This window comes from Eubacterium oxidoreducens (genome assembly GCF_900104415.1).
Lineage (GTDB): Bacteria > Bacillota > Clostridia > Lachnospirales > Lachnospiraceae > Eubacterium_C > Eubacterium_C oxidoreducens.
Genome location: NZ_FMXR01000016.1, coordinates 19,532 through 35,725, shown reverse-complemented (window position 1 = coordinate 35,725; position 16,194 = coordinate 19,532). Strand labels below are relative to the sequence as shown.

Below are 16,194 nucleotides of genomic sequence, written 5' to 3'. Positions count from 1 at the left end.
TCTTTCTTTTCGTTATTCAGTTTGTTTGAGATGTGATTTATTATAATAGACTTGATGAAAAAGTCAAGGGATAAAATAGAAAATGATAAAAAAATGCAATAATACAGCGGTATATATGACAAAGAAAACCATTTAAAAGAAATATAATCTAACTGATTAGGTGAATAATAGGGAAAATAGAAAAATATAGTTGAAGAAAAAATAGAATATATTTATAATATTTAGTAGTAAGAATATAAAAGCATAAGGGGATAATATGGGTAGTAGTAATCGTAAGAGCAGGGCTCAACAAGCAGAAGAAACGAAAAAAAGAATAATAAAACAAGGGAAAAAATTAATTATTAAGAATGGTTATGAGAAAATATCGGTTGATGAGATCTCAAAAGCAGCAGATGTTACCGTAGGAACCTTTTATTATTACTTCAAATCAAAGTTTGATTTGATTATGGAGTTTTTGCCGAAGGTTGAGGATTATTTTTCTGGAAGTTATTATAAAAAACATGAAGAGGATACTTCTTATAGAAAAATAATTGATTATTTTTCCTACTTTAATACAGAAATAGAAAAAAAAACACCGGTTGAGGTGATTTCGAAAATATATACGAATCCTGAAGCGCTTGCGAATCTTGGAACGGATCGGATTATGCCAGGTGTGGAGTTAATCATAGAAGGACAGATACGAAAAGAAATAACAAAGGAATATCAGGCAATGTACATAGCACAGATACTTTTTTCGGCAAGTCGTGGTGTTTGTCAGTTGTGGTCATCAATGCCGGAATCCTTTTCTTTATCGGAAGCGACCCGAGATATCATGACAAGGCTGGTATACGGATTTTCGTTGGAAAAAAGTAAAGACTACAATAAATTTAGCAACAAATTACAATAGTATAGTTAAGAAAAGACCTCTAAACATGGAGGTCTTTTTATGTAATCAAATCAATTAGGTGAAAATGTGAAAAAATAAAGGCTGACGAAAATGTAAAACGTATAGGATGAAAAACTGGAGTTGTTGTTAATAATACACAATAAATAAGCTGTATTTAACACAAATACGCCAGAAATAGGACGATATAACCAAAAAATATAAAAAAATAAGGATTGACAACCAAAAACATTAGATATAATATAGTCACATGCCAAACGAAACTGGTCGAATTGATTAGATGGAGTTTGGGAGATTTCGCAATTTGTTTGAGATAATAACAGCTAGTAAGATAGGCAAAGGCGTCGGTAGAAATTACCGATGCCTTTTTGTTTACGAAGGCAACGGCGTCAAATACAAACGTATTTGGCGTCTTTTTGTTTTTGTAAAGGTTTTATGAAGGAAGTGAGAAGTATGGATGACAAAAGAGAAAACTTTATCAAGGATACAACATTATATCTTGAGAGGATATCAAAAACATTTGGAAGTAACAGTGCTCTTAGTGATGTCAGTATTAGCATCATGCCCGGAGAGATACATGGATTATTAGGAAAAAATGGATGCGGAAAGTCAACGCTCATAAAAATTCTCTCAGGATTTCATGCGCCGGACAAGGGTGGTGTTTTGTACGTGAATGGAGAAAAAGTGAGCTTGCCGATTCAACCCGGAGAATTTTCAAAATATGGAATGAGTTTTGTGCATCAGGATTTGGGGTTGGTAAATTCGTTGACTGTTGCAGAAAATTGGGCGCTTGGGGAAATCTCTTTATCTAATAACAAGCGACTCAACTGGAAAAAAATAAAAAATGAGGCAAAAAAGGTATTTGCTACATATGATGTTGAGATTGATCCGGATGCAACAGTGGAAAGCTTAGGACCTGTTCAAAGGGCAATGCTTGCAATTCTTAGAGCCGTGGAAGAAATACATAAAAACAAGATTGCGAGGGAAAAGAGGAGAGGTCTTCTGGTATTGGATGAGCCAACGGTATTTCTTCCAAAGACAGAGGTTGATATTTTGTTTTCGCTTGTAAAAAGAGTTACACAGGAGGGGATAAGTGTCATCTTTGTTTCGCATGATCTTGATGAAGTCATGGAACTGACAGATACATTTACCGTTTTAAGAGATGGAAGAAATGTTGGAGATGGTCATACAAACATGTTTGATAAAAATGAAGTTATCGAGATGATTTTGGGAAGTAAACTGAATCTATATCAAACAGAAAAGACAGAAGATGAAAAAGATAAAAAAACACAAGCAGAGATTCTAAAAGTAACAGATGCATGCGGAAAGATTGTAAATCACATTGATTTTTCAGTACGAAAGGGAGAAGTGCTTGGCATAACGGGGCTTGTGGGATCAGGTTTTGAAGAAGTGCCTTATCTTCTTTATGGAGACGTGCCGGTTGGAAGTGGCGAGATGCGTTTCGAACAAAAAAAGATTTCTTTGTCTAATTACAATACAACGCAGGCTGTGAAGGATAAGATGGCGCTGATTCCGGCAGATCGAAAAACAATGGGTGGTGTTATGACATTGAAGATTAGTGAGAATCTGATGATGCAGACCTATGAACATTACAAACCAAAGTGTTTAAAAAACAAGCAGATGTTAAAAAATGCAAAACAGTTGGTTGAGGATTATGAGGTGCATCCAAAAGATGTCAATTTGGATTTTGGTAATTTGTCAGGAGGAAATCAGCAGAAGGTGCTTTTGGCAAAATGGATTCAGGAAAGTCCGAAATTACTTATCTTGCATGAACCAACTCAGGGAATTGATATAGGAGCGCGTCAATCAATATATCGTTTGATTGAGGCATCGGTTCAGGAAAAAGGTATGAGTGTTATCTGCTCAAGTTCAGATTATGAACAGTTGGAGCAAATTTGTGATCGAGTTCTGGTTTTGGTAAGAGGCAGAATCGTTACGGAATTAGTTGGAAAAGATATAACAAAGGAAAGAATAACTTCTCTTTGTTATGAAACTCAATTGACGGAAAAAGGAGGTATTGCATCATGAGTTTGAAGAAAATTAATTTAGGTGGAAGTGCTCAAAAGTCAGCCGTTATTATGGCGTGGATTGCAATGTTTATTTTCTTTGCCATTCTTATGCCGGATACTTTTTTTACTTGGAATAATATCAGGACGATGTTAGCGTCTCAGGCAGTTTTGGTTATGTGTGCATTGGCAATTCTGGTTCCGATTATTGGTGGGGCTTATGATATGTCAGTGGCAGCAAATGTAACATTTGTAAATATTTTAATAGCGAAATTAAATGTTGATTTGGGTGTGCCATTGATGCCATGTGTAATTATCGGAGTACTGGCAGGTGTAGGAATCGGTGCATTAAATGGAGTGATTGTTACCAAATTTAATATTTCACCATTTATTGTCACGATGGGTATGCAAACTTTAATCGCCGGTTTGGCGCTTATGGTTAGTCAGGCGTCTATTACAGGAATGGGTCAGATGATTAAAGATCTGGTATATGCAAAGAAAATATTCAGCATTGCGCCATCTTTTTACTATGCAATTATCCTTTGTGCAATCCTGGCATATGTTTTTGCTAAGACCGCGGGAGGGAAAAGATTATTAATTGTTGGTCAAAGTGAGCAGACGGCAAGATTATCCGGAATAAATGTAGAGAGAATCAGATTTTTCAGTTTTGTGCTTTCGGGGTTAATTTCAGGATGTGCCGGAGTTGTATATACGGGAGTAACCGGTAGTGGTAACCCAACAGCAGGACTTTCCTATCTGCTTCCTGCATTCGCAGCAGTATTTTTAGGATCAACTATTTTATCACCGGGAAGATTTAATGCAGTTGGAACAGTAATAGCAGTGTATTTCCTCACAACCGGAACAAATGGTTTGGCGTTGTTGGGAGTTCAATCCTATATTCAGAATATTTTCTATGGAGCAGCTTTGATTGTTGCGGTAATCTTCGCAGCAGTGACAAAGAAATCTAAGGAAAAGAAAGAGGAAAGTGAGGCTAAAGCATTAAGGGAAAAACAATTAGAAAGTCAGACGGAATTGTATGACAACGCAAAAGTTGTTGTATAGAAACAGAAAGGAGTAAACGATATGAAGAGAATTGGCGTAGACGTAGGAGGAACATTTACAGATTTAATATATGTAGATGATGAAAAGGTAGAGGTATATAAAACATCAACCACACCGGAGGATCCATCTAAGGGAATTATGACAGGAATTGAGGCACTGTGTGAAATTACTGGGACGAAACCGGAAGAGATAGATGAAATCTTTCATGGAACAACAATTGCAACAAATATGGTTCTCGAGAAGAAGGGTTCAAGAGTTGGGTTGATTACAACGGAAGGATTTCGAGATGTTCTTCATACTGCAAGACATAAAAGAACTTATAATTTTAGCATTACACAGGAGTTGCCATGGCAGTCAACACCACTAGCGAGAAGACGTGATCGGTATGAAGTAACGGAGCGAATTGTTCCGCCAAATGGAGAGGTATATAAAGAACTTGACGAGAATCAGGTAAGAGATGTGGTAAAGAAGTTAAAAAACGACGGAGTATCAGCAATTGCAGTGTGCTTTATGTTTTCGTTTATCAATCCATCTCATGAAGAACGGGTTCGTGAAATTATAAAAGAAGAAATTCCGGATGCATATATCTCATTAAGAAGTGAGGTTGCTCCGCAGTTTAGAGAATACGAAAGTTTTACTACAACATGTTTGAATTCTTATGTTGGACCTAAGACGGCGGCATATATTGATAATTTAATTAAAACATTAAAGGATTCCGGTTTTGTTAATGCGAATCTACATCTAATGCAGTCTGCCGGTGGCGTTGCGACAGGAGAAGCGGCTGCAGAAAAGCCGGTTAATCTGTTAATGTCAGGTCCGGTAGGTGGAGTGCTTGGTGCTATTTGGACAACGAAACTGACGGGGCTGAAAAATGTAATTACATTAGATATTGGAGGAACTTCTGCTGATTTGTCTGTTTTGTCAGATTTGAAACCGGGAATGAAGCATCTGTTAGATACGCAGGTTGGCGGATTTACCGCAATGGTCCCGATGATTGATATTTCGACTATTGGTGCAGGTGGAGGATCAATTGCATTTATTGACGAAGGAGGATTCTTTAGAGTAGGACCGCAGTCGGCAGGTGCTGTGCCTGGGCCGGCATGTTACGACAGGGGAGGAGTAGAACCTACTGTAACAGATGCCAATATTCTCCTTGGCCGTTTGGGAACAGAGCTGTTAGGTGGAAGAATGACAATTCGACCGGAATTGGCAGAGAAAGCTATTGAAGAGAAATTGGGAAAGGCGTTGGATCAGTCTATTGAAGAATGTGCATTGGGAATTATTGACATTATGAACAATAATATGATTCAGGCAATTGAAAAAGATTCTGTGCGAAGAGGACTTGATCCAAGAGATTTTGCATTGTTTGCCTGTGGAGGTGCCGGTGCATTGCATGCATGTAGCGTTGCAAGAGCATTAGGAATGAAGAATGTGATTATTCCGGTGAATCCGGGCGCACTTTGTGCAGTGGGACTTGTTACAACAGATTTGCTTTATGATTATTCAAAAACAGAAATGGTAATGAGTACGGCAATGGACTATGAGCGCTTGAATCGAGATTATCAAAATCTTGAGTCTCTTGCGCTTGAAAGACTTGCAGAAGATAAGGTGGCAGATAAGGATGTTACTATTGCCAGATTTGCAGAATGTCGTTATCAAGGCCAGGGATATGAACTTCGTGTTCCGGTGCTGTCTGGAACATTGGATGAAGAGAAATTGGAAACTCTAAAAGAAGAGTTTCATAAGGCGCACGAAGCATTCTTTGGAAAGTTTTATCCGGAGACACCGGTTGAAATTGCCACGATCAGGGTTGAAGGTGTTGGTGCAATGCCTGATTTTGAAGCAACCAAAATTAAAGAGGGCACAGAGGATTCGTCTGTGGCTAAAACCGGAAGTAGAGAAACAATTTTCCGCGAAGGAGATGAAATCAAGCATTATGAAGCGGCTATTTATGATAGATCGAAACTTCTGGCAGGTAACGTTGTAAACGGACCGGCAATTATTAATCAGATGGACACAACTATTGTTGTAGAGCCGAATTGTAAGGCAACCGTTAATGAATATGGCGTTATTGTAATTGATATTGCATAGGAAGGAGATGCTTAATATGAGTGAAAAAAGATATATACTTGGAACAAATATTGAAAGAGTAGAGGTTGATCCGGTAACCTTGCAGGTTCTTGGAGGGGCATTCAGAACAATTTCAGAAGAAATGGGGTTGGTGCTTTATAGAATGTCTTATTCAAGCATTATTAGAGAATCTGAAGATTTGGGTGCCGGAATTGTTGACAGGCGGGCTAGACAGATTGCTGAAAGTGAAAATTCTCCTATGCATGCCGGAACTGTAGGTGCATGCATTAAGGGAATTTTATCCCGATGGGAAGAAAAAGATATTCATGAAGGTGATATTTTTATTCATAATCATCCATACCACGGAGCATCTCATTCGCCGGATGTCGAAATTATTATTCCAATTTTTTATAAGGAAGAGTTGATTGCATATTCGGCAATTAATGCACATGTTTCAGATGTTGGTGCTCCAAGTGCTGGTATTGCGATTAAGGCACAGGACGTAACGGCTGAGGCTAGACAGTTTTATGCATTAAAACTGTATGAAAACGGAGAGCGAAATGAACAGTTGTGGAGATGCATTTTGGATAATTGTAGAACGCCTTCTATGAATGCGAATGATTATGATGCGCTAATTGCAGCGGCTGAACATGGTAGGGTGCGATTCCTTGAACTGATTGATAAATATGGTCTTGAAATAGTATTTTCTGCAGAGGAAGAATGGTTTGATTATACAGAGCGAGTGTTAAGAGCGGAGATAAGCAAAGCAAAAGATGGCGTGTATTATTCAGAAAGTTATCTGGATGATGATGGAATTAATCTTGGGGTGCCGCTTAAAATTGCAACAACAGTGACAATTAAGGGAGATGAAATTACGGTTGATTTAACCGGATCGGCAGATGAAGTATATTCGGCTTGTAATGTTCCGTTTGAGGGAAGTACAGTACCTGCCATTAATACAATTATTCATTCTCTGTTTTTGGACGCTGATAAATTTGGCGAATATGTGCCTCAAAATGAAGGTCTTGAAAGGCCACTTCACATCATTGCGCCGAAGGGATGCTTGTTTAATCCTAATTATCCGCGTGCGTGTTATGCAAGATTTAACCAAGTAAATAGATTGGCGGATACAATTATGAATGCATTAGCAGATGCTATGCCAATGAATGTTGCTGCAGGTTGTTCGGCAGACCTTCATTACTTCGTGTACAACGGATTTGATAAAAAAGCTAAAGAATACTGGCTATACGCAGAAGTAACAGAAGGTAGTTACGGAGGACGTTATGGTAAAGATGGAATGGATACGGTAGATTGTCTCGTTGCAAATACAAGAAACATGCCAATTGAAGAAAGTGAGTGGCATTATCCATTAAGAATTGAACGTTATGGATTAAGACCACAGCCGGCTGCACCGGGAAAATGGAGAGGCGGAATAGGAGTTATTCGAGAAACGACTTATCTGTCAGATGGATTCTGTGGTTGTGAAGGTGATGGACATCTTAATAATCCAAAGGGAATCTTTGGAGGTAATACCGGAAAAGCAAGTACTCTTGTAAAGAATCCGGGAAAAGATAATGAAGAAATACTTCCTTCAAAATTTGAGTCTATTATTATGAAGGCAGGAGATTCAATTGAAGTACAATCACCTAATTCCGGTGGATATGGAAATCCACTTGAGAGAGAACCGGACATGGTTTTGAGTGATATCTTAGATGGATTTGCAACTAGGGAGCAGGCGGAAAATGATTATTGTGTCGTGATTGATTATGACAATATGACAGTTGATTATGAAGCCACCATGGAATTAAGGGCATCAAAGATGTAAGGAGATGAGGCTTGTGGGATTTGCAAAATTAGGTGTAATGGATCTATCAGAGCTTTATCGAAAAAAAGAGTTATCACCGGTTGAGTATGCGAAGGATATGGCACAGAGAATAGAAAGTGAAAACTATAATGCAATCGTTACTTTTGACAAGAATCTATGCATGAAATACGCAAAAGAATCGGAGAAGCGATATCTTGAAGGAGAACCGCTTAGCATGATGGATGGAGTGCCAATTGGCATTAAGGATATTATAGATACGAAGGAGATTAGGACAACCTATGGTTGTAACGCTTATAAAGAGCATTATCCCAAAGAAGATGCATTTGCTGTTAAGCAGCTTTTAAAGGCTGGAGCGAATGTAAGCGTAAAAACAAATACATGTCAGTTTGCAATGGGGCCAACAGGAGAAGTATCTTTTGCTGGCCCTGTAAAAAATCCATCAAATCCAAAACATGTTACCGGAGGTTCTTCGTCAGGAAGTGCTTCGGCAGTAAGAGCAAATCTTGTTCCATGTGCACTTGGAACGGATTCGGGTGGATCAATACGATTGCCATCGGCATTGACCGGAGTAATTGGTTTAAAGCCAACCTTCGGTCTGGTGAGTAACCAGGGTGTGATGCCTGTGTGTGAATCTGTGGATGTGGTTGGACCGATGACGAGAAATGTTGTGGATAACGCATTGGTGCTGAGCACGATAGCAGGATATAACGAACTTGATTGGAGAAGTGCTCCTTATCCAAAACAGGATTACACACAAAAAATTGGAGATGACGCAGTGGGGCGAATTGCGATTGGTGTTGATTTTTTGAAAGAGCCGATTGACCCTTTTGTAAAACAAGGATTTGAGATGGCGGTTCGGTTATTGCGTAAAGTCGGATATGAGACGGAGGAAAAATCGCTGGGTGATTTATCGGAGCTAAGACAGTGTCATCAGATTTTAATGATGGCGAGTGCACATTATGTTCATAAGAAAGAAATTGAGCAATATAGAAGTGATGTCTATGATCAGGTATATAGAAGACTTTGCAGCGGAGATGTCACATCAGACCGGCATATATATAATGAACTGAATAAGCACGAAATGATTCGCAGGATGAATGAAGCTATGCAGGGATTTGACTTTTTTATTCATCCGACTACTCCGCTTTTGGCGTGTAAGATTGGAGAAGGGGAAAAGGAGATAAAGATAGGTGCTTATATGGTGAATCCATTTTTGACATATGGTCAAAACACTTGGATTGCAAGTTATTGTAATTGGCCGTCAATTAACATTCCGACGGGTGAAAATGAGGACGGTCTTACAGCGGGACTTTGTATTATTGCACGACCATATAAAGAAAAGGAACTCTATCAAATCGGCGATTTGTTATTGAAGCTTGTAAAGAATAATTAAAAAAGGAGAGAATATATGATGAAAAGATGGAAGAAAATATTAGGCATAGTGGCAGTTTCAACGTTAGCAATGTCTGTTGCTGTAGGATGTGGATCAACTTCGGAAGAAGGTGGTAGTGAGTCAGTTGACTCTTCGGTAGAAACTGTAAGCGGTGATGTGGAAGAAATTATGAATGGGATTGATGAAGTGTTATCAGATTATACAGGCAACCCATCGTTTTACGCAGAAGAATTTGGCGAGACGGATGCTACTGTTCTCAAAGGGAAAAAGGTTTTCCTAATACCGGTTGATGCATCAAATGATTACGCAAATAATTATGTAGAAATGGAACAAAGGATTTTAGAGACATTAGGTGCAGAAGTGTTTATTTACAGCGCAGATGGAACAGCGGACAGCTGGATTCAGGGAATTCAAACAGCGACTAATCAGAATTATGATGTAATTGATTTAGTTGGAGGTGTTTCTTGTGATTCTTTGGAAAGTCAGATTCAGGAGGCACGAGATGCCGGGGTTTATGTTCAGGATAGTCACAATACTGATATCGACACTACCTATAATGATGATGCTACAATTGGTACTGACTTTGCTTTAAATGGGGAGCTTATGGTGCTTCAGACAATAGCGGAAATAGGTGACCCATCACAAGTAAATGCGTTAGTTATTGCAGATACCGGAGCTCCGTGTGATCCCGCAATGAAAACCGGTGTGGAAGAAACTCTTGAAAAGTATGGATGTAGCTACGATGTTAAAGAAGTGGCTGTAACAGATTGGGCAACTGGTATTCCGGATGTTACAAAAAATGCATTTATGGCAAATAGTGAATATAATGCGGTAATTGTTTATTACGATAATATGTTACTGTATGCAATACCGGCTATGCAGGAAATTGATTGTGATTTTGATTCTATTGTAGTAGGTTCTTATAATGGTAGCCCAAATATTATGACGTATATTACAGATGGAACTCTCGACTTTAATATTGGAGAAAGTGTTGGTTGGTCAGCTTGTCATTCTGTAGATTGTTTAATCAGAGGATTGAATGGTGAAGAAGTACATGCAACGGCAGGATTTGCATCATACATTATTAACAGTGAAAACGTAGAAAATTGCCTGAATCCAAGTACAGGCGAAGGGTCTTATGCATATGATGGCGTTCAGGATATTTATATTTCCGGGTATTCGGAACTTTGGGGAGTAGATATTTCAGGAGCATTTTAAGAAAGTGGGCAGAGGGGCTTCCCCTCTGTCCGTTTTTTTTTTTTCAAAAACGGATTAAAAAAAGCAAAGCGAGGCTGCGCGTGCGGTCACAATTAACAAAATCATAACACATTAGCAGACTTTTTCTGATAAAATGGGGGCAGTTAAGTATGCACGGAGGTAAATAGCATGTCAGAAAAGATTTTAGTAGTGGATGATGAGAAAGAAATTGCAGACCTTTTGGAAGTATATTTAAAAAATGAAGGATATGAAGTCTACAAATCCTATAATGCAGCGGATGCATTTGAGTGTGTTAAGAAAAATGAAATCGATCTTGCACTGTTAGATGTTATGCTGCCGGATATAAGTGGATTTGAAATATGTGAAAAGATACGAGAAAAATACAAGTTTCCCGTTATTATGTTGACGGCAAAGGTGGGAGAAGCAGATCAGATTAACGGACTTATGATAGGAGCGGATGATTATATTACAAAGCCGTTTCGCCCACTTGAAGTATTAGCTCGAGTAAAGGCGCAGCTGCGAAGATATAAGACCTATAGCATAGAGAATAAAGAAGAACAAAGCGATGAAGTAATTGCCAAATCAGATTTTGTCTTAAATGTAGATACACATATTGTTACATTGAATGGGATACCACTTAATGTGACACCGACAGAATTTTCCATATTGAGAATCCTGCTCGAACATTATGGAAAAGTAGTCAGTGCGGAGGAATTGTTCCACGAATTGTGGGAAGACGAGTATTATACGAAAAGTAATAATACAATAACCGTTCATATTCGTCATCTTCGGGAAAAGATGGGAGAGATAGTAGAAAATCCAAATTATATTAAGACCGTATGGGGAGTAGGATACAAGATTGAAGATTAACAAAACAAAGTCAAATCAGAAAATCTTAACACGTTTTTACTGGAGAACGCTTGCTATTTTGGCAATGGCAGTGGTGATTATCATTGTTTTAAGAACGGTGCTTAGAGGTAAGATGGCCAATCTTATGGTAACCTTTATGAGTAAGGTTTTGGGCATCGATTGGGAAGCCGGCAAGCATATTTACTGGGAGCGGATAGAAGGACATCTGGATCTTATCATTTTGATTGCTGTCATTTTGGTATTTTTGATTCTGTTTCGAATATCACTGGTTATGTTTAACCGGTATTTTACAGAACTTGAGCGAGGCATAGCGCAGTTAGCACAAGAGACCGAAGAGCCGATTGAACTTAGATCCGGTCTTGAGCAAATGGAAGAGACGTTAAATGATGTACGTTTGAAATTGATTGAAAACCGCGAGAAGATTCACGAAGCAGAACATAGAAGAAATGATTTGGTGTTATATTTGGCACATGATATTAAAACACCTCTTACCAGCGTTGTGGGGTATTTGAATCTGCTCGATGAATCGCGAGATATGCCTTCCCAGCAAAAAGATAAATATGTTACGATTGCCAGGGAAAAAGCGGAACGACTTGGAGAGCTGATCAATGAGTTCTTCGATATTACGCGTTATACATATCAAGCCGAACAACTGTATTTGCAGGAAGTGAACCTTGCATTTATGTTGATGCAAGTGTCAGATGAGATGTATCCGCAGCTGACAAAAAGAAAAAAGACGTTGACGATAGCCGTACCAGATGATATATACTTAAAAATGGATCCGGAAAAGATGGCACGAGTATTTCAAAATATCATCAAAAATGCGATCGCATATGGAAAAGAAGGGTGCGAAATCAAGATCTGGTCGGAAGAACAAGATGAAGATATTGTGATTCATCTGCAAAATAAGGCTGATATTCCGCCGGGAAAAGCAGAAAAGTTGTTTGAGAAGTTTTATCGTTTGGACGGAGCGCGTTCGACAGAAACGGGGGGAGCCGGTTTAGGACTGGCAATAGCAAAGGATATCGTAGTGCTTCATAATGGAGAGATTCACGCGACATCTGACTCGGAGAATATTGAATTTATTATAAGATTGCCGAGAAATCTTTGATAACAGGGGGGAGTTTTAAGTATCAAGTTCAATTAGGTAATGATTTGAAAAAGTTTAGGGTGAAAATAGGATGGGGAATGAAAAAAAGCATTCATTAAATAGTGTACTGTATAACATAATTTTTGTTGTGGTAGTATTGCTTTTCATAGTGATAGGGATTGCTGTAGTAAAAGGGAATTACATAGATCGCGTGGAGGTAGAGTCGATCGAATACAGCAACGGATGGACAACTGAAGATGGAAACGAAATGTCGATGAATGATGCATGGACGGTGTGGGAAGATGGCGCAGATACTTATACATTAAGTAAAGTACTTCCAATCAGCTATAAATCAGAGAGTGCATGCCTGAATTTTCGAAGTAAGAATTGCGATTTTAAGATTTATATAGATGGTGATGAGATTTATCAATATGAACAAAAGGGTCCTAAAATAGTCGGGAAATCCTGTGGTACGATTTTTCATAGTGTAGAATTGTACGATTCTTATAAAGGAGAGACGATAACATTTGTTGTAGATGCAAGCTATCATGATGACAGCTGTTTTATAAACTCCTTAAGTATTGAGCCGGCATTAACCTATAATATTGCTTATATGCGTAGCCATGTTATGGAATTCATTATCGGGATAGCAATTTTTATTATAGGAGTTATGTTAATTATATTATCGGTTGTAATGAAGAGGGCAAAATATGAGCCATATTTAACATTGTCATTAGGTGTTTTGGCGCTTGTTTTAGGGTTTTGGACAGCGATAGAAACCGTATTTGCACAGATGATATTTGGAAGAACAGCGCTGATGCATTATTTGGATTTTTTAATGCTAATGTTGCTTCCGATAACATCCATTGTCTTTGTAAATGCATATGTACTGACGAAAAGACCAAAACTGGTCAGCATTGTCTCATTTTCGGTGCTTGCTGAGATGGTAGGACTTACGCTTACAACCATAACCGGCATTGCGGATTATCATGAATTATTGAAGATTATTCATGCAGTTATTATTTTGGCAGCAGTGTTTATTGCATGGATGATTCTGAAAAATCATAAGGAACTTAGAGAACGACGGATTAGGACGATTGAGCATTATGGAATATACCTGGGCGTTATTATATTGGTGGGAACAGCAATTGTTGAAATTGTAAAATATAATAATTCAAATATTCAGACGAGTGACTCAGCACATATCGTAAGATGGGGAGCCTTTTTCTTTATATTAATCGTGTCGTTTTCTACAACCGCAAAAGTGATGCGGGAAATGCGACTTGCCAAAGAGGCTGAGACAATTCAGAAGATGGCATATACAGATGCTTTGACCGGAATGAAGAATCGTACCGCATATCGGCGAGATGAGGCGGAATATGAAAGACAGGTACAAAGCGGACAAATCGATCAAATCATAATAGCTATAGTGGATTTAAATAACTTAAAGACCATCAATGATACATTAGGACATCATTGGGGGGATATTGCAATTAAAAAGGCAGCCGAGATTATTGAGCATGCAGTGGAGGATAAAGGATCGGCATATCGAATCGGTGGAGATGAATTTGCAATATTTTTATACCATCCAACACAGTCGGTTGAAGAGATTTGGAAAGAATGTCAAAAGGAGATGCGCGATCAGGAAATATTATATAATGCAATTCCTGAAAAAGAATTTGAATTGTCAATGGCATATGGCGCAGTGGTTTATGATCGGGAAAGCAGCGGCTCCTTAGAACGAATGGAGCAGGTTGCAGATGATCATATGTATGAAATGAAACGAAAAATGAAAGAAAAAATCAGAACAGGAATAAACTAATGAATATATTTTCTTTGCAAAACATTACAAAATCGTATGGAGCTGGCAAGTTGTTCGAGGATACTTCTTTCTTTCTACAACAGGGGGAGAAAGTTGGGATAATCGGAATTAACGGAACCGGAAAATCAACATTGTTAAAGATGATAGCAGGGGAAGAAGAGCCGGATGCAGGAAGTCGAACGGTGGCAAATCATGTGGTTATACGGTATTTGCCGCAGAATCCCCGGTTTGAAGCCTCTATGCAGGTGTTAGAGCAGGTATTGCAGATCTTAAAAGAAGAGCATCTTGAAGATATGGAAGGTGCTGCTAAGAATATGCTTACCACTCTAGGTTTAAATCATTATGAACAACCAATCAAAGAATTGTCAGGCGGCCAGCGAAAGCGGCTTGCACTGGCAATTGTTCTTTTGGTGCCTTGCGATCTATTAATCTTGGACGAGCCGACGAATCATCTGGATCATTTTATGGCGGATTGGCTGGAAGAATATTTACGAAATCGTCAAGGTGCGCTAGTTATGGTAACGCATGATCGGTATTTTTTGGATGCGGTTTCGAATAGAATTGTCGAAATCGATCACGGAAAAATATATAACTACAATGCCAATTACTCCGGTTATCTTGAGCGAAAAGCGCAGCGGGAAGAAATGCAGGAGGCAAGTGAGAGAAAGAGACAAGCCATCTTAAGGAATGAGTTAAAATGGGTGATGCGAGGAGCACTGGCGCGCTCTACAAAGCAAAAGGCAAGATTGGAAAGATATGAAAATCTAAAGAATCAACCGGGGATAAGTGAAGACGATAAGCTTAAGATGAGCAGTGTTTCTACAAGAATGGGAAAAACAACGATAGAGATTGAACATTTATGTAAAGCATATGGCAATCGAGTGTTGATTTCAGATTTTACTTATTATTTCCTAAAGCATGACCGCATTGGATTTGTTGGGACAAATGGATGTGGAAAAACGACTTTAATGAGAATGCTGATAGGAGAAGAGCCTTATGATAGTGGAACAATTAAAATAGGGCAGACGATCAAGATTGGATATTATTCGCAAGAAATCGTAACAGATCCAAAAGGTGGCATAGCCTATATGGATCCGAAGATAAGGGTGATTGATTATATTAAAAATACGGCAGAGTTTGTAAGAACAAGTGATGGACTCATTTCTGCATCAAAGATGGCGGAGAGATTTTTGTTTAGCGGAGAGGAACAGTATAGTTTGATTGAGAAACTTTCAGGTGGTGAAAGACGCCGATTGAATCTTCTTCGTGTACTGATGGAAGCGCCAAATGTGCTAATCTTGGACGAGCCGACGAATGATTTGGATATTGCAACCCTGACGGTATTAGAGGATTATCTGGATCATTTTGAGGGAATTGTAATTACCGTATCGCATGACCGGTATTTTTTGGACCGAACAGTAAGAAGAATCTTTGCTTTTGAGGAAGGCGGCGTTCTTCGGCAGTACGAGGGCGGTTACACCGATTATCTAAATCGCTTGAAAGCAGAAGGCCGACAGCCGGAACAATTGCAAAATATAAAACAGCCGTCGGGAAAAAAGACGACGACTGTAGTAGACGAAGACGGCCACGTTTTGACGGGAAAAGCAGCTTATAAAGCATCAAAGGTCAAGGTGTTAAAGTTTACCTATCAGGAGCAAAAGGATTATGACATGATAGAATCTGAAATAGAAAAGCTTGAGGATGAACTTGAGGTGCTGGAAAAAGAAATGCTTGCGGCAGGCAGCGATTACGGAAAACTTAGAGAATTATCGGAAAAGAAGGATGAATGCGAAAAGCAGCTGGAGCTTAAGATGGAGCGCTGGGAATATCTGGAAGAAAAAGCACAAAAGATACAAGATAGAAGCTAAGAACGAACGAGAGATATCCTTGATTTGCAGGTGGAACTTCCTGCTTTTTTCAGTAAATCCGGTAGA

11 protein-coding genes are annotated in these 16,194 nt (G+C 38.8%); all 11 read left to right on the top strand.

Annotation, left to right across the window (positions count from 1 at the left end):
- Positions 1-256: 256 nt before the first annotated feature.
- The 11 genes from BLS20_RS10645 (at position 257) to BLS20_RS10595 (ending at position 16,128) form a co-directional block, all read left to right on the top strand.
- Complete coding sequence (locus BLS20_RS10645) at positions 257-886, top strand: TetR/AcrR family transcriptional regulator (protein ID WP_090174357.1); 630 nt, start codon at positions 257-259, stop codon at positions 884-886.
- Positions 887-1,336: 450 nt separating this feature from the next.
- Entirely contained in the window at positions 1,337-2,932 is a 1,596-nt protein-coding gene (locus BLS20_RS10640; RefSeq protein ID WP_176762382.1) for a sugar ABC transporter ATP-binding protein, read from the top strand.
- On the top strand, positions 2,929-3,972 hold the full coding sequence (locus BLS20_RS10635; protein WP_090174355.1) for an ABC transporter permease: 1,044 nt from the start codon (positions 2,929-2,931) through the stop codon (positions 3,970-3,972). The genes BLS20_RS10640 and BLS20_RS10635 overlap by 4 nt, the downstream gene beginning before the upstream one ends.
- A gap of 21 nt (positions 3,973-3,993) precedes the next feature.
- Positions 3,994-6,063: a hydantoinase/oxoprolinase family protein gene (locus BLS20_RS10630; protein WP_090174354.1), complete on the top strand. Its 2,070-nt coding sequence runs from the start codon at positions 3,994-3,996 to the stop codon at positions 6,061-6,063.
- A gap of 16 nt (positions 6,064-6,079) precedes the next feature.
- Complete coding sequence (locus BLS20_RS10625; RefSeq protein ID WP_176762381.1) at positions 6,080-7,867, top strand: hydantoinase B/oxoprolinase family protein; 1,788 nt, start codon at positions 6,080-6,082, stop codon at positions 7,865-7,867.
- Between the two features lie 13 nt (positions 7,868-7,880).
- On the top strand, positions 7,881-9,260 hold the full coding sequence (locus BLS20_RS10620) for an amidase (protein ID WP_176762380.1): 1,380 nt from the start codon (positions 7,881-7,883) through the stop codon (positions 9,258-9,260).
- Positions 9,261-9,275: 15 nt separating this feature from the next.
- Positions 9,276-10,478, top strand: a complete 1,203-nt coding sequence (locus tag BLS20_RS10615) for a sugar ABC transporter substrate-binding protein (RefSeq protein WP_090174351.1) — start codon at positions 9,276-9,278, stop codon at positions 10,476-10,478.
- A gap of 168 nt (positions 10,479-10,646) precedes the next feature.
- Positions 10,647-11,348 carry a VanR-ABDEGLN family response regulator transcription factor gene (vanR, locus tag BLS20_RS10610; RefSeq protein WP_090174350.1) on the top strand — a complete coding sequence of 234 codons (702 nt, stop codon included), beginning with the start codon at positions 10,647-10,649 and terminating at the stop codon, positions 11,346-11,348.
- Entirely contained in the window at positions 11,338-12,459 is a 1,122-nt protein-coding gene (locus tag BLS20_RS10605) for a sensor histidine kinase (protein ID WP_090174349.1), read from the top strand. The genes vanR and BLS20_RS10605 overlap by 11 nt, the downstream gene beginning before the upstream one ends.
- Before the next feature lie 70 nt (positions 12,460-12,529).
- Entirely contained in the window at positions 12,530-14,260 is a 1,731-nt protein-coding gene (locus tag BLS20_RS10600; RefSeq protein ID WP_090174348.1) for a GGDEF domain-containing protein, read from the top strand.
- Positions 14,260-16,128: an ABC-F family ATP-binding cassette domain-containing protein gene (locus BLS20_RS10595; RefSeq protein ID WP_090174347.1), complete on the top strand. Its 1,869-nt coding sequence runs from the start codon at positions 14,260-14,262 to the stop codon at positions 16,126-16,128. The genes BLS20_RS10600 and BLS20_RS10595 overlap by 1 nt, the downstream gene beginning before the upstream one ends.
- The last annotated feature ends 66 nt before the right edge of the window (positions 16,129-16,194 follow it).